At 70.3% G+C, this 20,575-nt stretch carries 17 protein-coding genes; 12 read left to right on the top strand and 5 right to left on the bottom strand.

What is annotated here, in order from left to right:
* Window positions 1–135: 135 nt before the first annotated feature.
* Window positions 136–1,392, bottom strand: a complete 1,257-nt coding sequence (locus tag ABZU72_RS20840) for a lytic murein transglycosylase (RefSeq protein WP_355020720.1) — start codon at window positions 1,390–1,392, stop codon at window positions 136–138.
* A 411-nt stretch (window positions 1,393–1,803) separates the two neighbouring features.
* On the opposite strand from ABZU72_RS20840, the gene ABZU72_RS20835 reads away from it, so the two are divergent.
* Genes ABZU72_RS20835 through ABZU72_RS20805 form a run of 7 tightly spaced genes read left to right on the top strand, consistent with a single transcriptional unit; the run spans window position 1,804 to window position 9,248 of the window.
* Window positions 1,804–3,786, top strand: coding sequence for a neutral/alkaline ceramidase (locus ABZU72_RS20835; RefSeq protein ID WP_355020719.1), 1,983 nt, complete (start codon window positions 1,804–1,806; stop codon window positions 3,784–3,786).
* Window positions 3,783–4,724, top strand: a complete 942-nt coding sequence (gene sph / locus ABZU72_RS20830; protein WP_355020718.1) for a sphingomyelin phosphodiesterase — start codon at window positions 3,783–3,785, stop codon at window positions 4,722–4,724. Before ABZU72_RS20835 ends, sph begins: the two co-directional genes overlap by 4 nt.
* A gap of 9 nt (window positions 4,725–4,733) precedes the next feature.
* Window positions 4,734–5,786 (top strand): SGNH/GDSL hydrolase family protein, encoded by a 1,053-nt coding sequence (locus tag ABZU72_RS20825; protein ID WP_355020717.1) that lies wholly within the window; start codon window positions 4,734–4,736, stop codon window positions 5,784–5,786.
* Window positions 5,783–6,439 (top strand): class II aldolase/adducin family protein, encoded by a 657-nt coding sequence (locus ABZU72_RS20820; RefSeq protein ID WP_355020716.1) that lies wholly within the window; start codon window positions 5,783–5,785, stop codon window positions 6,437–6,439. The genes ABZU72_RS20825 and ABZU72_RS20820 overlap by 4 nt, the downstream gene beginning before the upstream one ends.
* On the top strand, window positions 6,436–7,380 hold the full coding sequence (locus ABZU72_RS20815) for a sugar kinase (protein WP_355020715.1): 945 nt from the start codon (window positions 6,436–6,438) through the stop codon (window positions 7,378–7,380). The genes ABZU72_RS20820 and ABZU72_RS20815 overlap by 4 nt, the downstream gene beginning before the upstream one ends.
* A gap of 3 nt (window positions 7,381–7,383) precedes the next feature.
* Entirely contained in the window at window positions 7,384–8,775 is a 1,392-nt protein-coding gene (locus tag ABZU72_RS20810; RefSeq protein WP_355020714.1) for an FAD-dependent oxidoreductase, read from the top strand.
* Window positions 8,772–9,248 (top strand): SRPBCC family protein, encoded by a 477-nt coding sequence (locus ABZU72_RS20805; protein WP_355020713.1) that lies wholly within the window; start codon window positions 8,772–8,774, stop codon window positions 9,246–9,248. Before ABZU72_RS20810 ends, ABZU72_RS20805 begins: the two co-directional genes overlap by 4 nt.
* Here ABZU72_RS20805 and ABZU72_RS20800 read toward each other — a convergent pair.
* On the bottom strand, window positions 9,242–10,576 hold the full coding sequence (locus ABZU72_RS20800) for a D-arabinono-1,4-lactone oxidase (protein WP_355020712.1): 1,335 nt from the start codon (window positions 10,574–10,576) through the stop codon (window positions 9,242–9,244). The genes ABZU72_RS20805 and ABZU72_RS20800 overlap by 7 nt on opposite strands.
* A 109-nt stretch (window positions 10,577–10,685) precedes the next feature.
* Between ABZU72_RS20800 and ABZU72_RS20795 the strand changes: the two genes are divergently transcribed.
* Both ABZU72_RS20795 and ABZU72_RS20790 read left to right on the top strand, forming a co-directional pair.
* A complete protein-coding gene (locus ABZU72_RS20795; protein ID WP_355020711.1) occupies window positions 10,686–11,894 on the top strand; it encodes an amino acid deaminase/aldolase in 1,209 nt (402 codons plus the stop codon).
* Entirely contained in the window at window positions 11,891–13,087 is a 1,197-nt protein-coding gene (locus ABZU72_RS20790; RefSeq protein ID WP_355020710.1) for an MFS transporter, read from the top strand. The genes ABZU72_RS20795 and ABZU72_RS20790 overlap by 4 nt, the downstream gene beginning before the upstream one ends.
* Here the strand turns inward: ABZU72_RS20790 and ABZU72_RS20785 are convergent.
* Window positions 13,067–13,690, bottom strand: coding sequence for a helix-turn-helix domain-containing protein (locus tag ABZU72_RS20785; RefSeq protein WP_355020709.1), 624 nt, complete (start codon window positions 13,688–13,690; stop codon window positions 13,067–13,069). The two genes, ABZU72_RS20790 and ABZU72_RS20785, sit on opposite strands and share 21 nt — an antisense overlap.
* 67 nt (window positions 13,691–13,757) lie before the next feature.
* On the opposite strand from ABZU72_RS20785, the gene ABZU72_RS20780 reads away from it, so the two are divergent.
* Genes ABZU72_RS20780 through ABZU72_RS20770 form a run of 3 tightly spaced genes read left to right on the top strand, consistent with a single transcriptional unit; the run spans window position 13,758 to window position 17,764 of the window.
* Complete coding sequence (locus ABZU72_RS20780; protein ID WP_355020708.1) at window positions 13,758–15,134, top strand: GH1 family beta-glucosidase; 1,377 nt, start codon at window positions 13,758–13,760, stop codon at window positions 15,132–15,134.
* On the top strand, window positions 15,121–16,368 hold the full coding sequence (locus ABZU72_RS20775) for an MFS transporter (RefSeq protein ID WP_355020707.1): 1,248 nt from the start codon (window positions 15,121–15,123) through the stop codon (window positions 16,366–16,368). Before ABZU72_RS20780 ends, ABZU72_RS20775 begins: the two co-directional genes overlap by 14 nt.
* A gap of 10 nt (window positions 16,369–16,378) precedes the next feature.
* A complete protein-coding gene (locus ABZU72_RS20770; protein ID WP_355020706.1) occupies window positions 16,379–17,764 on the top strand; it encodes a GH1 family beta-glucosidase in 1,386 nt (461 codons plus the stop codon).
* A gap of 28 nt (window positions 17,765–17,792) precedes the next feature.
* On the opposite strand, the gene ABZU72_RS20765 is transcribed toward ABZU72_RS20770, so the two are convergent.
* Window positions 17,793–19,829 carry a discoidin domain-containing protein gene (locus ABZU72_RS20765; protein ID WP_355020705.1) on the bottom strand — a complete coding sequence of 679 codons (2,037 nt, stop codon included), beginning with the start codon at window positions 19,827–19,829 and terminating at the stop codon, window positions 17,793–17,795.
* Window positions 19,830–19,907: 78 nt separating this feature from the next.
* Window positions 19,908–20,504, bottom strand: a complete 597-nt coding sequence (locus ABZU72_RS20760; RefSeq protein WP_355020704.1) for a TetR family transcriptional regulator C-terminal domain-containing protein — start codon at window positions 20,502–20,504, stop codon at window positions 19,908–19,910.
* Window positions 20,505–20,575: the final 71 nt, after the last annotated feature.

Below are 20,575 nucleotides of genomic sequence, written 5' to 3'. Positions count from 1 at the left end.
TTTTCACTCACCCCCTTTATACAACCCCGGTATAGTCCTACGAACGACGTGTTACACGTGCGGCGGCCCGCGGCCACCGCTCACGAACGCGAAGGGCCCCGCCAGATGGCGGGGCCCTACGCGTATGGCGTGGGACTACTTGACGAGCCCGAGCAGCTTCAGCAGGCCAGTCAGGATGCCGCCGACAGCGCCGGTCGCCTCGTTCAGGGTCTTCCCCTGCAGTTGCGCCACGCAGTCGGTGATCGTGCTCTGCGGGACGGTGCGGGCGAGGACGGAGCCGACCTGGTCGATGACAGCGTTGGTGCAGATCGTGGTCAGCTCGGCGACGGTCGCGACCACCTTCTCGACCGGCTGGGTCACCGGCTCGAGCGCCTTCCCCGGGTCGGTGGTGGTGCCGCCGCCGTCGTCACCGCCGCCGGTGCCACCACCGGTGCTCCCGCCGGGAGTCTCCCCTGAAGGAGCCTCGCTGGAGGGGCCGGAGGGAGCCTGCGAGGAACCGCCGCGCGGGCCGGCCTGCTGGCCGCCCGCCCGGAGCTCGCGGTCCTTCTGCTTCGAAGACTTGGGAGCCTCCATCCGCGGGATCGCGTAGTCGACCGGGACCGTGCTGTTCGGGATCGAGGTGAAGTCACCGGAGCGGTAGGCCTCGGCGACACCGAGCACGGTCGTGACGTACGACTGGCTGTGGTTGTAGCGGAAGACCGCTGCTCGCGCGCCCTGGTCGGTGGAGAGGTCGTCGTTGCCGGAGCAGAGGTAGACGGCGGAGGCGAGGGCGGCGTCGTTGATGTCCTGGGGGTTGCGCTTGCCGTCGCCGTCGGCGTCCACACCGACCATCGCCCACGTGGAGGGGATGAACTGCATCGGGCCGACCGCGCGGTCGTAGCTGGTGTCGCCGTCGTACTGTCCACCGTCGGTGTCGGTGATCTGGGAGACGTTGCCCTTGCCGTTGAGAGGCACTCCGTAGATGCCGGGCGTGGAGACGCCCTCGGCGCTGAGACGGTTGTCGTTGGCGCGTCCGTGGTTGGACTCGACCCGCCCGATCGCGGCGATCAGCGGCCAGTCGATCTTGCAGGCGGCGTCCGCGGCGTTGATGACGGTGGCCGCACGCTGATAGGCGGCGAGCGCGGCGGACGGGATCCCGGCGGCGCTGGCCGTCCCGGGCAGCGACTTGTCGCCCTCGTTGGTCGAGGCCGACACGCTGGCCGGCGCCTCGATCGCCTCGGCCGGGACCGATGTCCCGTCGGGCAGGCTGAACGCGTCGTCGTATCTGGTCCCTGATGCGGTGGCACTCGACTGCGTCAGACCGGTGACGTTGACCGTCCAGGCCGCGCTCAGTAGCGCGAGCGGAACGAGCGCGGTCGCCTTCTGAAGGCGGCTGTAGCGCGAAGCGGACATCGAATCTCCCCTGGTGATCACCGCACTGAAATCGTACGGAGGTCGTGCTCCCTCATGCAACGTTCAAACGAACCGTCTCACGTCAAAGTTACGCGCGTCACGTTTTACCGGAACATTGCGTTCCACTAAACGAGACGCCGATGAGACGTACGAAGTTGCACCTCGTGATGCCGAACTCCGCTCCGAATTTGTTGTGGTCCCAGTATGTGGGTCATGTGACCAGGACGATTGACCGAACGAGTGAAAAAGGTAATCCTCATCACACTGCCGGGCCACGGGAGGGCCGGGTGGAACTCCTCGAGAGGATCCGATCGAATGCGCCACAAGCGTTCAACCACGATGTGTGTCCGTCTGCTCGTCGCCTCAGTCGTCGCCACCGGACTCTTGTTCGGGCCCTCGCCCGGACCGGCCATGAACATTGCGAGTGCCGCGCCCGAGTCGCCGTACCTCGTCGGCCGTGGGATCGCCGACGTCACCGGCGAGCCGGGGGAGAACGGCATGATGGGGTACGCCGACCTCGCGCAGAGCACCACCGGCATCCACATGCGTCAGCGCGCCCGCGCCTTCGTGATCGCCGACGCGGCGAGCGGTGAGCGCGTGGTCCACGTCGTGGCCGACATCGGGATGATCTTCCAGGGGCTGCGCGACGCGGTGCTCATGAAACTTCAGCAGCGGTACGGCGACCTCTACTCCGAGCGCAACGTCATGCTCACCGCGACCCACACCCACGCCGGGCCAGGTGGGTTCTCGCACCACAACCTCTACAACCTCACGACGCTCGGCTATCACGAGAAGACCTTCCGAGCGGTCGTCGACGGCATCGTGTCCTCGATCGGACGCGCCGACGCCGACCTCGCGCCCGCCGACCTCAGTCTGTCGACCAGCCAGCTCACCAACGCCAACGTCAACCGCTCCAAGCAGGCGTTCGACCGCAACCCGGAGGCCGACAGGGCGTACTTCCCCAGCGGCACCGATACCCGCAGCACCACTCTTCAGGTACGCCGCAAGGCCCCTGACGGGTCGACCAGTCTCGACGGGATCATCAACTGGTTTCCCGTCCACGCCACGAGCATGTCGACCGACAACACGCTGATCAGCCCCGACAACAAGGGCTACGCGGAGTACGTCTGGGAGCGGCAGGTGCGCGGCGTCGACTACATCGAGGACACCGCCCCGGACTTCGTGGCGTCGTTCGCGCAGTCCAACGCCGGCGACATGTCGCCCAACCTCAACCTGCAGCCGACCGACGGCCCGACCACGGACGAGTTCGAGAACACCCGCATCATCGGCACCCGGATGGTCGACGCGGCCCGCGAGGGACTCGAGTCCGACAAGCGGTCGCTAGAGGGCGGCATCGACTCGCGCATCGTGTACGTCGACTTCTCCGAGGTCGCCGTACGCCCGGAGTTCACCCCCGACGGCAAGCCGCACAACACCTGCTCGGCTGCGCTCGGCGCCTCCTTCGCCGCCGGCAGCACCGAGGACGGCGGTGGCGGACTGCCGATCTTCAAGGAGGGCAAGGACGGCGGCAACCCGCTGGTCGAGCTGATCGCCGGCGCGCTCTACACCGCGTCGCCCGAGCTGAAGGCCTGCCAGGCGCCGAAGGAGGTGCTGCTCCCCGTCGGCGACCTCGACCTGGTGCAGCAGAAGCTGCCGGTGCAGCTGATGAAGATCGGCGACTTCTACATGGTCGGGATGCCGGCGGAGGTCACCGTTGTGTCGGGTCTGCGGATCCGACGGGCGGTCGCCGAGGCCGTCGGCACCGATCTCGAGAACGTCCTGGTCCAGGGCTACGCCAACGCCTACGGGCACTACCTGACGACGCCGGAGGAGTACGACTCCAAGGAGTACGAGGGCGCGAGCACCCTGTTCGGTCGCTATGAGCTGCCGGCGTTCATGCAGGTGGCCTCCGATCTCGGCACGGCGATGCGCGCCGGCGTCGACGTACCGCAGGGGGAGAAGGAGGCCGACCGCAGCGCCTGGCAGCTGCCGTCGCCCAGTGGCGCCGTGCTCGTCGATGCGCCGCAGATCGGCCGCAGGTTCGGCGACGTGCTGACCGCGCCGGGCTCGATCTACCGCCCCGGGCAGCAGGTCAGCGTGGTCTTCGCCGGTGCGCACCCCAACAACAACCTCCATCTCGGCGGCAGCTACCTGGCCGTCGAGCGCAAGGTGGGTACGACCTGGCAGCGGGTCGCCGACGACGGCGACTGGTCGACGAAGTTCCGCTGGGCGCGCGACGGCATCGCGGCCTCCAAGGTGACGATCACGTGGGAAGTCCCACCTGGCACCGCGTCGGGCAGCTACCGCATCCGCTACTTCGGCGATGCGCGCAACCTGCTCGGGACGGTCTCGTCGTTCACCGGCACCTCGCCCGTCTTTGGGGTCAGCTCGTGAGCCGGGTCGCGGGTCGGGTGGTGGGTGTCGCTCTGCTGGCGGCGACGGGGCTTGCGCTCCCGGGGACCGCCACGGCCGCACCCGACGGGGCGGTTGCCACGCCACGCGTACGAGTACTCACGCACAACGTGCAGATGCTGCCGTCGATCATCGGCGGCAAGGCCAACGCCACCCGGGCCGAGCTGATCGCGAAGGCCGACTACGTGAAGGGCTATGACGTGGTGGTCTTCGACGAGGCCTTCGACAACGGCCCCTCGGAGACCCTCAAGAGCCGGCTCGCACCGCAGTATCCCCACCAGACGCCGGTGCTCGGGCGCTCGAGGTCGGGCTGGGACGAGACCCTCGGCGCGTACTCCTGGCTGACCCCCGAGGACGGCGGCGTGACGATCCTGAGCAAGTGGCCGATCACCCACAGGATCCAGTACGTCTACAGCGGCGGCTGCGGCGCCGACGCGCTGTCGAACAAGGGCTTCGTCTACGTGCAGCTGGATGTCGACGGCACTCCTGTGCACGTCGTCGGCACCCACGTCCAGGCGGAGGACCCGCTCTGCTTCGGTCGCGGGGCCGCCGTACGCGCCGAGCAGTTCGCGACGATCGACGAGTTCCTGGACGGCCTGGCGATCCCGTCCGACGAACAGGTCATCGTGGCCGGCGACCTCAACGTCGACAGGGCCTCGCCCGAGTACGCCGACCTGCTCGCGGCCACCGACACCGTCGCCCCGACCTCCTACGCAGGACACCCGTTCAGCTGGGACCCGACGACGAACCCGCTGGCCACGGGCGGGCAGGAGCACCTCGACTACGTGCTGCATCGCCGCGGTCACGTACGTCCGCGGGTGTGGACCAACACGGTGCTCACGCCCACGTCGCCGCCCTGGGAACACGCCGGGACGACCTACACCGACTACTCCGACCACTATCCCGTCGCAGGCAGCTGAGGAGCTCCGATGACCGTCACACCCCGACTGCGGAGCGTCATCGCAGCGACTCTGACCGTGGGCGTCGTGCTCGGTGCCACCGCGGCGCCCGCCGTCGCCGATCCGGCACGCACCCCGAGCGCCGCACCGGCGTACCAGAAGTACGTCGCCCTGGGTGACTCCTACACCGCCGGCCCGCTGATCCCGTGGAACAGCACCTGGTGCTTCCGCTCCAACAACAACTATCCGGCGTGGCTGGCCACCGATCTCGGGATCTACTACGAGCCGGGTGCGTTCCACGACGTCAGCTGCTCGTCGGCGGACACGAGCAACCTCACCCTGCCGCAGCCGACGCCCACGCCGGAGCTCAACCTGGCGAACCAGTCGCCTCAGCTCGACGCCGTCACCCTCGACACCGACCTGGTCACGCTCGGGATGGGTGGCAACGACTACGGCGTCTTCGGCTCGCTCATCGGCTGCGGCGACTTCCGTGACCAGAACCCCACGGGTACGCCGTGCCGGGACCACTACACGGTCGGCGGGGTCGACACGCTCTCGGCCGCGCTCGACAACACCGGCCGCAACCTGGGGCGCTCGGTGGCCCTGATCAAGGAGCGCGCACCCGGCGCGAAGGTCGTCCTCGTCGGCTACCCGCGACTGCTGCCGCCGACCGGCTACTGCCCGGACGTGGTCCCGTTCGCCGATGGCGACTACGCCTGGGCCGACTCCCTCAACCGCAAGCTCAACGCGGTCATGAAGCGCGCGGCAACCCGCAACGGCGCGACCTACGTCGACACCTATGGGCCCGCTCTTGGTCACGACGCGTGCGCCGGCGACGCGGCCTGGGTGCGCGGCCAGTCGACGGACCTGCTCGCGGGGGTCGCGTACCACCCGAACGCAGCCGGGATGCGGGCCATCAGCAAGATCGTGCTCGATACGCTCGGCGAGCAGCCGGTCGCCGGGACGACCGCGCCGAAGACGCGGCCGGAAAACGCGCGGGGCGACCGCGAACAGCAGCGCTGGCTCCGCGAGCACCCGGACGCCGTGCTCCCGACCGACGACGCTCCGGTAGGGACGCGATGACGCCGGAGCGAGAGGCGGTCGCCGATGCCTGCCGGGCGTTGGCGGCCGAGGGGCTCGTCATCGGTACGGCGGGCAACGTCAGCGTGCGCTCCGGTGACCTGGTCGCGATCACCGCGACCGGGGCGTCGTTCGCCACGATGACCGCAGATCAGGTGACCGTCCTCGACCTCGACGGGCAGGTCGTCGCGGGTGAGCTCGCGCCGACCTCCGAGGTCGACCTGCACCTCGGGCTCTACCGCCGCCGCGAGACGGGCGCGGTCGTTCACACCCACGCGCCGATGGCCACCGCGCTGTCATGCGTCCTGACCGAGCTGCCGTGTGTCCACTACGGCCTGCTGGCGCTCGGCGGCACGGTCCGCGTGGCCCCGTACGCGACCTTCGGCACGCCGGAGCTCGCCGAGCTGGTCATCGAGGCGCTCGAGGGCCGGGGCGGCGCGCTCATGGCCAACCACGGCGCGATCACCCAGGCGGCCGACCTGGCCAAGGCCGTCGAGCTGGCCCTGCTCCTGGAGTGGGGCTGCACCGTCTACTGGCGAGCCGCCGCCATCGGCACCCCGCGCGTCCTCGACGAAGACCAACAGGCCGCGGTGATCCACGCCGCCCTGACCCGCAGCTACGGCACCACCCGACCCTCATCACAGGAGAACTCGTGACCACTTCCCCCACCGTCGTCACCCTCGGCGCACACGTGCTCGACACGCTGGTACGCCACGTCGAGTCGATCCCCGAAGGACAGGACGGTCAGCTGGTCGACGAGATCCGGGTCACCGCGGCCGGCCCCGCCGGTGGCACCGCGCTGGTGCTCGCCAAGCTCGGCGCGACCGTGGTCAGCGCGGGCGCCATCGGGACCGACGCGGTGGGCGACCAACTGCTCTCGCTGCTGCAGCGCGACGGCGTGGACACCGAGCATCTGGTACGCCGCGAGGACCACCAGACCTCCGCGAGCGTGCTCCCGATCCGTCCCGACGGGTCGCGGCCGGCGTTCCACGTGATCGGGGCCAACGGCGCCTACGGTGCCGACGACGCGCCGCTGGACGTGATCGCCGCGGCCGACCACCTGCACCTCGGCGGCCCGGAGTTCATGGGCGGCGACGCGGCGGCGAAGATCCTCGCCCACGCGCGCGACAACGGCGTGACCACCTCGCTCGACTCCCTCGCGCCCAGCGACCCCGGCATGTTCGAGTGGATCGCGGCCGCGTTCCCCTATGTCGACCACCTGCTGGTCAACGACGAGCAGGCGCTCGGCTGGACCGGTGCCGCCGATCTGGAGGCGGCCTGCCGCACGCTGGTCGAGGCCGGCGCCGGCTGCGTGGCCGTGACCGCCGGCGCCCAGGGCGCGGTCGTGGTGACTGCGGACGAGACCGTTCGGGTGCCGGCGTACGACATCGAGGTGGTCGACACCACCGGCTGCGGCGACGCGTTCTCGGCGGGCTACATCCGGGGTCTCGCGCTGGGCCGGACGCCCGCCGATGCGGCCAAGCTGGGCTGCGCGACCGCCGCTCAGGTCGCCGGCGGCCTCGGGTCCGACTTCGGCAGCTTCGATCTCGCCTCGGTCGAGAGCTTCGCCGCCGACGCGGCGCTCAAGGAGGTCTGAGGAGTGCCGCGCGCAGCGCGGGTCGACGTGGCGATCGTCGGCGCCGGCCTGGCCGGGCTGACCGCTGCTCGTGCCCTGGTGGCCGCAGGCCGCAGCGTCGTCGTGCTCGAGGCGCGCGACCGGGTGGGCGGTCGCACCCTCAACCACGACCTCGGCGACGGTCAGGTCGTGGAGGCCGGCGGGCAGTTCGTCGGACCGACCCAGAACCACATCCTCGGGCTGGCCGCCGAGCTGGACGTCAAGACCTTCCCGGCGTACACCGAGGGTGAGGCGGTCTACGTCCGCGGCGGCCGCGCCAAGCGCTACGCCGGCGACGTACCCCCGGACCCGACGGCCCTGGCGGACGTCGCGGTGACGATGGCCCGTATCGACCGGCTCGCCCGGCGGATCCCGTTGGGCGCACCGTGGCAGGCACGCAACGCCGCACGGCTGGACGCGGTCACCTTCGACTCGTGGATCCGCGACACCACGGTCAGCGCCGCCGGCGTCGACCTGGTCAACATCTTCTTCGGCTCGGCCTACGGCGGCACCGCGGCGGATGCCTCGGCTCTCTTCAGCCTCCACTACGTCGCCGGCATGGGCGATGAGGACCACCCCGGCTCGATCGCCCGTGGGATCGGTGTGGAGGGCGGAGCCCAGCAGGATCGCTTCGTCGGCGGGTCGCAGGGGGTCTCGCTGGCGATGGCCGAACAGCTCGGCGACCGGGTGGTGCTGGACGCCCCGGTGCGCGCTATCGAGCAGAACGGCCGCACCGTGAAGCTGCGTACCGACGCGGGGGTGTGGCAGGCCGGGCACGCGATCGTCGCCGTCCCGCCCCCGCTCGCCGGCAAGATCTCGTGGTCGCCGTTGCTGCCGGCGCCGCAGGCGGCTCTCTTCGACCGGATGCCGATGGGCAACCTGATGAAGTGCGAGGCGGTGTACGACGAGCCGTTCTGGCGCGAGGATGGGCTGTCCGGACAGGCCACGTTCCGCTCGCCCGACTCGGCGATCTGCTCGATGTTCGACAACACCCCGCCGAGCGGCGGACCCGGTGTGCTGATGGGGTTCCTCGGTGGCCGTGCCTGGCGGGCGCTGGCCCACCGGCCGCCCCGCGAGCGCCGGGCCGCCGTGCTGCGTACTTTCGCGCGGGCGGTCGGCCGGGAGGCGCTGCGCCCGCGCGACTACTTCGAGCAGGACTGGTCGAGCGAGGAGTGGACCCGGGGCGGGCCGACCTCGGTCCTGGCCCCCGGCGTACTCACCGCCCTCGGCGCCTGGCGGGACCGGCCCTTCGGGCTCGTCCACTGGGCCGGCGCGGAGCACGCCGACTACTGGAACGGCTACATGGACGGCGCCGTCCGCTCCGGCCGCGACGCCGCGGCTGCCGTGATCGACGTACTGGAAGGAACTGAGAGATGAGCATGACCGAGCTGAGCGAGACCGCTGTACTGGCCGTCCCTGTGGAGCGGGTCTGGCAGGTGGTGTCGGCGACGAACCGGTACGCCGAGTGGGTGGACGGGGTCTTCGAGGTGACCGACCATCACGGCGAGGCCGAGGTCGGCCGCACCTACGCCGAACGCAACCGCACCATCGGACCGCTGTCCACGCGGTCGACCTGGACGGTCAGGGAGATCGAACCGCTGACGACCCGCATCGACACCGGCGAGGGCTTCGCCCCGCTCCACGAGATGACCAACGTCTTCCGGTTCCGGCCGGTCGCCGTCGACGGCGTCGAGGGCGCCGGCACCGAGATGACGTACGCCGTCCGCTACCGCGTCGGCCTCGGCCCGCTCGGGGCGGTGATCGACAAGGTCACCCAGCCCGGGCTGCGGAAGGCGTTCCAGCAGTCGATGCGCAACTTGGAGGACCTGATCGTCGCCGAAGGTCAGTGACGAGCCGGCGACGCTTGGTGCTTGGTGAGGCCGAGGACCCGGTCGACGTACGGGTTGGCGAAGACGCCGGTCGGGTCAAGGTCGTCGCGTAGCGCGGTGAAGTCTCCGAACCGCGGGTATCGCTCGGCGAGGTCGGCCGCGGTGAGCCGGTGCATCTTGCCCCAGTGCGGACGCCCCTCGGCAGCGCCGAGGATGTCCTCGCAGACGGAGAACCAGCGCCCGTGGGGCATCCGGTGGTACTGGTGGAAGGCGACATAGGCGACGTCGCGGTCGTACGCCGGCGAGAGCCAGATGTCGTCGCTCTTCACGAATCGGACCTCGAGCGGGAACGACACCTTCTCGTCATGGGAGTCGACCCACTGCCGGAGCTCGCGGAGCACGTCTACGATCGCGGCCCGCGGGACGGCGTACTCACCCTCGCGGAAACGTACGTCGCGGTGGGACGCGAACACATTCGGGGCCAGGTCGGTGAAGTCCCGGGACGACACCGCACGGGTCACGAACCGGGTGATCCCGGGCACCAGGTCAGGGAATCGGGTGCCGAGGCGCAGCAGCGCCTCGAAGCCGATGTTGGTGACGATCTTGTCGTCGATCGTCCTGGCGAGCGCGCTCATCGGGTTGAGCTCGACGCCGCCCGGAAGCCGCTCGAAACGGCGTGTCAGTGCGGTGGTGGCGTGCGGGAACCAGAAGAACTCGAAGTGGTCGTTGCCCGTGACCAGCTCGTCGAGCCCGTCGAGCGTCTCGTCGAGCGGCATCGGCGCGTCGACCGCACGCAGCGCGTAGAGCGGCACGCACTGGAGCGTCACCTTGGTGATCACGCCGAGGGATCCGATCGACACCCGTGCGGCCTCGAAGAGCTCCGGCCGCTCATCGCGTGAGCACGTCACGACCGAGCCGTCGGCGAGCACCAGCTCGAGCGCGCGGATCTGGTTGGAGATGCTCCGGAACCGCTCGCCGCTGCCGTGGGTGCCGGTCGAGACCGCGCCGGCGACCGTCTGCCGGTCGATGTCGCCGAGGATCTCCATCGCCAGCCCGTGCTGGGCGAGCATCGGGTTGAGCCGGTGCAGCGGGAGTCCGGCCCCGACGGTGACCAGGCCCGAGTCCGCGTCGACGGCGAGTACGCCGTCCAGCCGGTCCGGCCGGAGCTGCAGCCCGGGCGCGACGGCCGCGCCGGTGAAGGAGTGCCCGGATCCGATCGCGCGCACCGTCAGGCCGTCGGCGACGGCAGCCGTCACGGCGGCCGCGACCTCATCGGTCGTCGCGGGCGTGGCCACGCGCGCCGGGGTCACCTCTTCGGTACCGGCCCAGTTGCGCCATCGAGTGCTCATGGATGGGTCCCTTCTGTGGGCAGTCGGGCCTCAGGATGACCCAGGTCACATCAAAGGTCAATAGTCTTGGACACTTGACCTAATTCGGCGGTCGGTCCATGCTCGGTGAATGCTGGATCTCACCGTCCCGACGCGCGCACGTGCCTCCTTCGACGACCTCGAAGCCGCGACCGCCGACCTCCCTACGCCGTATGCCGTGGTGGACGTCGCCGCGCTGCGCACCAACGCAGCCGACCTGGTTCGCCGGGCCGGCGGCAAGCCGATCCGCGTCGCGAGCAAGTCCGTCCGCTGCCGTGCCCTGATGCGGAGCACGCTGGCGATGCCGGGCTTCCGGGGTGTGCTCGCCTACACCCTGCCCGAGGCGCTCTGGCTCGCGCGTGAGGTCGAGGACGTCGTGGTCGGCTACCCGACCGCCGACACGGTCGCCATCCGGCGGCTCGCCGACGACGAGCTGCTGGCCTCTCGGGTGACGCTGATGATCGACAGCGTCGAGCATCTGGAGCTGATCGCCGCCGCGGCCGGCGCCAGCGGTCCGCGGATCCGGATCTGCATCGAGCTCGACGCCTCGCTCCGCCTGGCCTCCGGCCAAGTGCACCTCGGCGCCCGCCGCTCGCCCGTGCACGCGCCCGAGCAGGCGGCCGCGCTCGCCCGGGCCGTCGTGGCGCACCCGCGCTGCGAGCTGGTCGGCGTGATGGCCTACGAGGGCCAGATCGCGGGGATGGGCGACAACCAGCCGGGCCTGTCCAAGCACGTCATCCGTGCGCTGCAGCGGAGGTCCGTCGACGAGCTGGCCGAACGACGGGCCGTCGCCGTGGCCGCTGTGCGACGCGTGGCGCCGCTGGAGTTCGTCAACGGCGGTGGCACCGGCAGCATCGAGACGACTGTCGCCGAGGACGCCGTGACCGAGGTGGCTGCCGGATCGGGACTGTTCGCTCCGCACCAGTTCGACCACTACACCCGCTTCCATCCTCAACCTGCGGCGTACTTCGTGCTGTCGGTGGTACGCCGCCCCTCACCGCGCCACGCCACGGTTCTCGGCGGTGGCTGGATCGCCTCCGGAGCCGCCGGCAAGGACCGGCTCCCGATCCCGGTGTGGCCGCGCGGCCTCGCTCTGGTGCCGTCCGAGGGAGCGGGCGAGGTGCAGACGCCCCTGACCGGTGCTGCGGCTGCCCGCCTCGGGATCGGTGACCGGGTGTGGTTCCGGCACACCAAGGCCGGCGAGCTCTGCGAGCACGTCGACGAGCTGGTGCTCGTCGACGGCGGCAGCGTTGTCGACACCGTCCCGACCTACCGAGGAGAGGGGAAGACGTTCCTGTGACCACGACCGTCACCTCTGCGCCGCCACGTGCGGCCCGCCGGGCCTGTTTCGCGGCCTTCGCGATCCAGGGCTTCACCTTCGCCTCCCTGATCACCCGGCTGCCCACGATCAAGGCCGAGCACGACCTGAGCGACTACCAGGTGCTCCTGCTGCTGGGCGGGGTGGCGATCGCGTCGGCCGTCGGCAGCGTCGTCACCGGGTACGCCGCTGCGCGCTTCGGCAGCGCCAGGGTTCTCAGGATCGCGCTCGTCGGCGCGTCGGTGGCGACGCTGCTCGTCTCGCTCCCCGACAGCGTCGCGGGCCTGGTCATCGCGGTGTGTGCGTACGGGCTCTTCGTCGGTCAGATCGATGCGGCCATGAACATGCAGGGAGTCGGCATCGAGGATCTCTACGGCCGCAGCATCATGGTCGGCTTCCACGGCATGTGGAGCCTCGGCGCGGTCGTCGGCGGCGGCTATGCGGCGCTGACCCTGGAGCTGGGCTGGTCGCTCCTGCTGTCGTTCGCGATCGTCTGCGCGGTCGGGCTCGTGCTCAACGCCGCGCTGCTGGGCGACCTGCTGGTGATCGACCCCATCGACGGCCATGTCGACGCCGGTGACCACCCGCGGCACGCACCGCAGGTGCCGTGGCTGCCGGTCCTGCTGCTCGCTGTACCCACCTTCGTGATGTGGTTCCTCGACTCGTCGATCTCGGCCTGGGGTGGCATCTACCTGGTCGACGGGCTGTCGTCGACGCAGAGCGCGGCGGCCCTGGCGTTCACGGCGTACCAGGCGGTGCTGCTGGTCACCCGGTTGTTCGGTGACAAGGTCGTACGCCGCATCGGACCGGTGCGGACCGTGCGCATCAGCGGGCTCGTCGCGATCGTCTCGATGGCGCTGGTCGTCGCCGCGCCGTCGGCGTGGGTCGCGATCGTGGGCTTCGGTCTGCTCGGCGCCGGCCTGGCGATGATCCCGCCGTTGTCGTTCGTCGCGGCCGGCCACCTCGACGCCGACGGTGGCGGTCAGGCCGTCGCCCGGGTCAATGTGTCCAACTACGTCGGCTACCTCGTGGCCGCCGTCGCCATCGCCACCGTCGCCGAGCAGGTCAGCCACCGCGCGATGTTCGTGCTGCCGCTGCTGCTGAGCCCGGTCCTGTTGCTGATGGCATCCCGGTTCGCCCCCGATGGACGTCGGTCAGTCCGTCGAACCGGGTGAGCGCGGGGCGAGGAGAGGTAGCGCCTCGAGCAGAATGTCGAAGGCCCCGAGCACGTTCGCATCCGGGTCGAGCAGGTGCTGCAGCTGCAGGCCGTCCATGGCCGCCATCACCAGGCGCGCGACGCCCTCCAGGTCCGTAGCGGGTGCCGCGGCCGGCTCGAGCTCGGCTGGTGCGGCCTCGGTCAGCGCTGCGGTGAACTCGGCGACGGTACGCCGGTAGCGGGCGACGGTGAAGTCGTGGGCCGGGTGGCTGGGGACGATCGACTCGGCGGTGACGGTGGTGAACAGCTGGGTCAGCCCGCGGTCGGCGATGGCCCGTTCGAACATGCTCCGCGCCACCTGGGCCTGCTCGTCCCAGGTGGCGCCGGTGTCCGCCTGCTGGTGCGAGGCCTGGTCACGCTCCTCCAGCACGGCCATCAGCAGGCCCGTCTTGGAGCCGAAGTGATGCAGCACCCCGGCCTGGCTCATGCCGGCCAGGTCCGCGATCTCACGCAGCGACGCTCCGTGGCTGCCTCGGCGCCCGAACACGTCCTGAGCCACGTCGAGGATCCGGCGCCGCTGCTCGGCGGACTTGGCGTACGGACCACGGGCTCGGCTGGACATGCTCGCAGTCTAGGTGGCCCGAACGAAAACCTAGCGGACATTCGGTATTCGAGTTATCGTCAGGGCCATGACCCGGCCGCTGCCCCGATTCCCCGCTGGCTTCGAGTGGGGTGTCGGCGCCTCGGCGTACCAGACCGAGGGCGCGCTCGACGCTGACGGGCGGGGGCGGTCCGCGTGGGACGTCTTCTGTGAGCAGCCCGGGCGGATCGCCGACGGGTCGACGCCGGCGACCAGCGCCGGCTTCTACGACCGCTACCCCGAGGACATCGAGCTGGTACGCGACCTCGGAGCCGACGTCTACCGATTCTCGATCGCCTGGCCGCGGATCCTGCCGACCGGGTCGGGCGAGGTCAACGCGAAGGGCCTGGACTTCTACGACCGGGTCGTCGACGAGATGCTGGCGGCCGGTCTGAAGCCGGCGCCGACGCTCTACCACTGGGACACCCCGCTGCCGATCGAGGAAGCCGGCGGCTGGATGAACCGTGACACCGCGCTCCGCTTCGGTGAGTACGCCGCGGTCGTGGCCGAGCGGCTGGCCGACCGCGCGGCGTACTGGATCCCGCTCAACGAGCCGGTGGTGCTCTCGTTGCTCGGCTACGCGATCGGTGGCTACGCCCCCGGGCAGGAGCTGCTCTTCGAGTCGCTGCCGACCGTCCACCACCAGCTGCTCGCCCACGGGCTCAGCGTCCAGGCGATCCGCGCGGCCGGCGGCCACAGCGTCGGGACCGCCAACCCGCACGCACCGACCTGGCCCGCCTCTGAGAGTCCGGAGGACCTCGCCGCCGCTGCGTTCAGCGCCGACCTCACCGACTGGATCTGGGGCGACCCGATCCTCCTCGGCCACTACCCTGAGGGGTATGCCGAGGGGATGCCCGGTCCGGTCGCCGAAGACCTCGAGGTCATCTCGACCCCGCTCGACTTCTACGGCGTCAACTACTACAGCCCGCAGCGTGTTGCCGCCCCGACCGGTGAGCCGTCGTTGATCCAGGAGCACGAGATCCCGGCGGAGATGCCGTTCCGGGCGATCGAGGTCGACGGGCCCAAGACCGGGCTCGGCGGTGAGATCAGCCCAGACGGCCTGCGCGAGGTCCTGCTGACGCTGACCGAGCGGTACGGCGAGAGCCTGCCGCCGCTGATCGTCACCGAGAACGGCACCTCGCAGCAGCCCGGCACCGAGGAACCCGGTCCAGACGGCAGGATCCACGACGACGGCCGGATCGACTACCTCGACGCGCATGTGCGCGCCGTGCACCAGGCGATCGAGGAGGGCGCGGACGTCTGTGGCTACTGGGTCTGGTCGCCGACCGACAACTTCGAGTGGACCCACGGCTTCACCCAGCGCTTCGGCCTCGTGCACGTCGACTACGACACCCTGGTGCGGACGCCGAAGGACTCCTACTCCTGGTATCAGCAGCTGATCGGCGGCCAACGTGACCAGCTCTGAGCTCACTCGTTCGGCGCTGGACGAGCCGGCCAAGCCGGCCCCCAAGTCATGGGTGGCCGCGATCTCGCTGGCCAACGTCGGTCTCTTCACCGCGTGGTTCGGCCCGATCCTGACCCTGCTCGGGATGCAGGCGGAGCGGTTCGCCGGTGACGACAAGGAGGCCGCGCTCGCCTGGGTCGTCGGCATCGGCGCGCTCTGCTCGACGGTGGCCAACCCGGTCTTCGGCGCGCTCTCGGACCGGACCACGTCACGCTACGGCCGTCGACTGCCGTGGACGGTCCTCGGCATCTGTGGAGGCGTGGCCAGCCTGGTGCTGCTGGCCTTCGCGCCGAACCTCGTCGTGGTGACCATCGGCTGGTGCCTGGCCCAGATCGCCCTCAATGCGAACTTCGCGGCGATCACGGCCGCCGTACCCGACCACGCGCCGCACCAGCAGCGCGGCACCATCGGCGGCTTCCTGGGCCTCGCCCAGACCGTCGGCGCCGTCGTCGGCGCCGGGCTCGCGGCGGCTGCGGGCGGGATCGTCGGTGGCTACCTCGCGTGTGCGGTCTTCCTGGTGATCGCGAGCGCGCCGTACGTCGCGATGCGCCGCGACCTGGTCCTCGACCCGGCCGACCGGCCATCGTTCTCGTGGGGAACGTTCCTCCGTGGCTTCTGGATCAGCCCTCGTCTGCACCCCGACTTCGCCTGGGCGTGGCTCACCCGCTTCCTGATGAACCTCGGGTTCTCGATCGGGCTGGTCTACCTGCTCTTCTACCTCGACGACGCGGTGCACCACGAGAACCCCGAAGCCGGCGTCTTCCTGCTCTCGGCGGTCAACTCCCTCGCTCTGCTGGTCACGGTCGTCGCGGGCGGATGGCTGTCGGACCGGCTCGACCGCCGCCGCATCTTCGTGACCGTCGCGGGCGTCGTGATGGCTGCCGGCACCCTCTCGCTGGCCGGCTTCCACTCCTGGACGGCCGCGATCATCGGCGTGGCCGTCCTCGGCCTCGGCATGGGCGTGTTCACCTCGGTCGACCTCGCGCTGATGATCGACGTACTCCCCGAGGCGATCGACCGCGGCAAGGACCTCGGCGTCGTCAACATCGCCAACTCGCTGCCGCAGGTGCTCGCCCCCGTCGTGGCCGCGCCGGTCGTGAGCGTGCTCGGCGGCTACTCCACCCTGTACGCCGTCGCCGCCGGTGTGACGCTGACCGGGGCCGTCCTGGTCTACCGGATCAAGTCCGTTCGATAGGAGACAACTCGTGACCACCCACCCTGACCTGCCCAGCCTGCAGCTCCCCGCCGACTTCGTGTACGGAGTCTCCACCGCGTCGTACCAGATCGAAGGTGCCGTCGAGGAGGGCGGCCGCGGGCCGTCGATCTGGGACACGTTCTGCGCAGAGCCGGGCCGGATCAAGAACGGCGATACCGGTGCGGTCGCGTGCGACCACTACCACCGGTACCCCGAGGACATCGCGCTGATGAAGGACCTCGGCGTGGATGCCTACCGGTTCTCGATCGCCTGGCCGCGGATCCAGCCGACCGGCTCCGGGCCGGCCAACGCCGAGGGGCTGGCCTTCTACGACCGGCTCGTCGACGGCCTGCTGGAGGCGGGCATCAAGCCGGTCGCGACGCTCTACCACTGGGACCTGCCGCAGGCTCTGCAGGATGCCGGCGGCTGGCTCAATCGCGACACCTCGCTCCGCCTCGCCGAGTACGCCGCGATCGTCGGCGAGCACCTCGGTGACCGGGTCTCGATGTGGATGCCGCTGAACGAGCCGGTCGTGGTCACCATGTTCGGGCATGCGCTCGGCGCCCACGCCCCCGGCCAGGCGCTCGGCTTCGACGCGCTGCCGGTGGCCCATCACCTGCTGCTCGGCCACGGCCTGTCCGTCTCCGCGCTGCGCGCGGCGGGAGCGAGCAACATCGGCATCGCGTCCAACCACCAGCCGGCGAGGCCGGCGTCGGACTCGGCCGAGGATCGCGAGGCCGCCGAGATGTTCGGCACGCTGACCAACTGGCTGTTCTCTGACCCGATCCTGCGCGGCGAGTATCCCGACGAGCTGATCACCTCGATGATGCCGGGGCCTGTGGCGGAGGACCTCAAGGTGATCTCGACCCCGCTCGACTGGTACGGCGTCAACTACTACCAGCCCGTGCTGGTCGGCGCCCCTGGATCCGGCGGCGACCAGGGCCCGGCGCTCGAGGGCGCGATCATGCCGGAGGGGCTTCCGTTCGAGCCGCGCCAGATCGTCGGCGTACCCACCACCGACTTCGGGTGGGCGATCGTCCCAGACGGGCTCACCGAGATCCTGACCCAGTTCCAGGAGCGGTACGCCGGCGCGCTGCCGCCGGTCTACGTCACCGAGAGCGGCTGCTCGTTCCACGACACCGTCGCCGACGACGGAGGAGTGCACGACCAGCGCCGGATCGACTACCACGACGCGCACCTGCGGGCGGTGGCCGACGCCATCGCCGAGGGCGTGGACATACGCGGCTACTTCGCGTGGTCGCTGCTCGACAACTTCGAGTGGGCGGAGGGGTACGCCGAGCGCTTCGGGCTCGTGCACGTCGACTACGACACGCTGCGGCGTACTCCCAAGGACTCGTTCCGCTGGTTCCAGGAGTTGATCGCCGCCCGCCGCTGACCGGCGGGCGGGACCAGCCCCAGGCAGGTCAGCGGTTGTAGACGCCGACCTCCCACAGGGAGTAGCCGTAGCGGGTGGCCCGGCTGACGCCGTGGATGCGTACGTAGCGGGCGGTGGTCGGCTCGAAGGTGGCTGTCTCGACCCCACCCTTCCCGGTGTCGGTCGACCACACCGTGCGCCACGTCGTACCGTCCGAGGAGACCTCGACCTTCCACGCCGCCGCATGGGCGCTCTCCCAGTCGGCGACCACGCGGCCCACGGTCCGTTCGCTGCGCAGGTCGAGGGCGAGCCACTGGTCGTCGCTCCAGTCGCTGGCCCAGCGGGTGCCGGTGTCGCCGTCGATGGCGCGGCCCGGCGCGAAGCTGGTGAAGGCGCTCCACTCCGACGAGCTCGCCGTGGCGCGCGACCCGGCCGCGAGGTTGCCCGGCAGCGTGTAGCCGGATGCGGCACCCCACGTGTCGAGGTAGGACTGGGCTCCGCCCATCAGGTCCTGGACGGCCTCCGTGCCGCCGAGGCGGCGGATCTGCTCGATCCAGTCCGGGACCAGGCCGACGTGGGCTCCGCCGTCGGTGTTGACGTCCCAGACCCGATCGCCGGTGACCTGCTTGTCGATCACCGACCCGCCGTCGACACTGCGGAACGGATAGGTCACCGGGCTGGGGCCGTCGGCACCCAGGGGAGCGGGGTGGGAGCCGAGGCCGTTGAAGTCGCTGCCGATACCGAGGCCCTTGTCGTACTCGGTGCGCAGCGCCTCGGTCCGCCCGGCGGCGCCGATGAACTCCTCGGGTCCGAACATGTACTCACCGATGAAGCCGCCGAGCCCATAGACGCGTTCGGCCCAGCCGAGGTCGGCCCAGCTGTGGCTGGAGATGACACCGGGGTAGTCGGCCGACTCGAGGATGTCGAGCGCGCGGCCGGTGGCCTTCACGCTCATGTGGTCGAGCTCGACGAGCATGCCGCGCTGCATCATCCCGCGCATGGCGTACTCGCCGAGCCGGGAGAGGCCGCGGGTGTTGCACTGGGCGTCGTCGTCGTACGTCGGCACCTCGGTGCCCGCGGGCAGCTTCTCCTCGATCTCGGGGACGGCTGCGTCGCCGATCGGGTTGTCGTGCTGCGGCCCGCGGCACTTCTCGGTCTGCCAGAAGGTGCCCGTCGACAGGAACTGGCCGACGTTGATGATCGTCCCGGTCGTGCCCGAGTCGAAGCGCACCCCGCAGAGCGCGTTGTCGAACTTGTGGCACAGGAACATACTGCGTACGCCGAGGGCTTTCAGCTCGTCGAGGCCCTGGTCGATACCGGCCTTGCTGCACTGGGCGATGTCGAGGACCTGCTTGCAGCCGAACGGCTCGGAGGTCTCGACGCCGAGGATCACGGCGAGCTTGCCGTCCTCGATGACCTGCCGGGCCTGTGCGGGATCGGTGACGATCCGGAACCAGCCCTTGCCCTCGCCGCCGTACATCGTGTCGACGAAGTCCTGCAGGTCGTAGGTCTTCTCCGCCTGCAGCCGGATCGACTCCATCTCGTCGCAGCCGCGGTCGCGGTTGGGGTTGATCGAGCAGATCACGCCGTTGCTGGTCAGGTCGGTGACCAGGACGCGTTGCCCGGCTCGCCACGACCGCTCCAGCCAGGCGTAGTAGTTCTGCTGGTGCGACATCGTGCGGTACGACGGCCAGTCCTTGAAGGTCGGCCAGCCCGCCGGGTCGTGCTTGCCGTCCGGCTCCGCGCCGGTGAGGTTCTCCAGCAGCGCGCCGGAGCCGTCGGGGTAGTGCGCGGCGCAGTCCTCGAGCGCGTCGGCGATCCCGGCGTCGGAGAACGGCTTGCCGCAAACCAGCTCGCCCCCGAACGCCTCGTTGGTCATCAGGTGGTTGTGGACGTCGGCGAAGCCGCGAACGTCACCCTTGGCATCGGTGCCGGTGAACGGCTTGCCGGTGACGTTGACCCGGGAGTCGGGCACCGGCCGGTCGGCCGGCTCCCACCACTGGTCCGGCGGCGACGACCAGCCTGGCGGGGCGAACGCCACGAAGCCGATGAGGACGAGACAGAGCAGCGTGCGGATGGCGTTCACAGTGCCTCCAGGGTGCGTGACGTACGCCGCATCCTAGAGTTGGTCGTATGACCGGGTCAACGGTCCAAAGGCCCGTGACTACGCCGATCTGGCCATGGAGGCGACGTGCGCCGCGGCGAAGTCGAGTGCGGCGCCGGCAGCCTCGGCGTCGCCCTCGTTGAGGAACAGCAGGGTGAGGCCGTCGATATTGGCGGTGAGGTATCTCGCGAGCATGGGGATCGGCTGGTCCCACGTCACCCCGGTGGACTCCGCGAGCACGGTGAGGACCTGGGTGTTGGCCTCGAGGTAGGTCTCGTACTGACGGCGCGCGACCGTGGCCAGGCCCGGCTGACGGAGGGCGTACTGCGTCAGCTCGTAGGTCACCTGGTGCTCCTCGGGGTTGGCGATGACGTGCTGCCAGTACGCCCTGAGCGCCGCCTGGAGCTTCTCCTCGAACGACTCCTCGCCGCGCATCTCCACCAGCGCCAGCTGGAGCGTGTGCCCGGTGATCGCCTCGATGACGTTCTCCAGCAGCTCCTGCTTGGAGCGGAAGCAATAGTGGAAGGCCCCGAGCGGCATGTCGGCCTCCGCCACGATCGAGCGCGTCGTGGTCTTGGCGACGCCGTCACGGACCATCACCCGGATCGCGGCCTCGACCAGGCGTTCGCGGCGTACGTCGGCGGAGACGCGCGCCATCAGAGGTCTCTCGTCAGCAGGAAGCCCATGCCGCCAGCGTACGTGACCAAGACGATTGACCAGGATGCCAG

The organism is Nocardioides sp. NPDC004968 (assembly GCF_040608935.1).
GTDB lineage: Bacteria > Actinomycetota > Actinomycetes > Propionibacteriales > Nocardioidaceae > Nocardioides.
Note: the sequence above shows the minus strand (reverse complement) of the source record. Positions and strands in the feature narration are given on the sequence as shown.

Bases quoted from the DNA above. Each gene is read 5' to 3' on its own strand.
- ABZU72_RS20840 (WP_355020720.1), bottom strand. From the start codon at position 1,392: ATGTCCGCTTCGCGCTACAGCCGCCTTCAGAAGGCGACCGCGCTCGTT.
- ABZU72_RS20835 (WP_355020719.1), top strand. From the start codon at position 1,804: ATGAACATTGCGAGTGCCGCGCCCGAGTCGCCGTACCTCGTCGGCCGT.
- ABZU72_RS20825 (WP_355020717.1), top strand. From the start codon at position 4,734: ATGACCGTCACACCCCGACTGCGGAGCGTCATCGCAGCGACTCTGACC.
- ABZU72_RS20820 (WP_355020716.1), top strand. From the start codon at position 5,783: ATGACGCCGGAGCGAGAGGCGGTCGCCGATGCCTGCCGGGCGTTGGCG.
- ABZU72_RS20805 (WP_355020713.1), top strand. From the start codon at position 8,772: ATGAGCATGACCGAGCTGAGCGAGACCGCTGTACTGGCCGTCCCTGTG.
- ABZU72_RS20800 (WP_355020712.1), bottom strand. From the start codon at position 10,576: ATGAGCACTCGATGGCGCAACTGGGCCGGTACCGAAGAGGTGACCCCG.
- ABZU72_RS20795 (WP_355020711.1), top strand. From the start codon at position 10,686: ATGCTGGATCTCACCGTCCCGACGCGCGCACGTGCCTCCTTCGACGAC.
- ABZU72_RS20785 (WP_355020709.1), bottom strand. From the start codon at position 13,690: ATGTCCAGCCGAGCCCGTGGTCCGTACGCCAAGTCCGCCGAGCAGCGG.
- ABZU72_RS20780 (WP_355020708.1), top strand. From the start codon at position 13,758: ATGACCCGGCCGCTGCCCCGATTCCCCGCTGGCTTCGAGTGGGGTGTC.
- ABZU72_RS20760 (WP_355020704.1), bottom strand. From the start codon at position 20,504: ATGGCGCGCGTCTCCGCCGACGTACGCCGCGAACGCCTGGTCGAGGCC.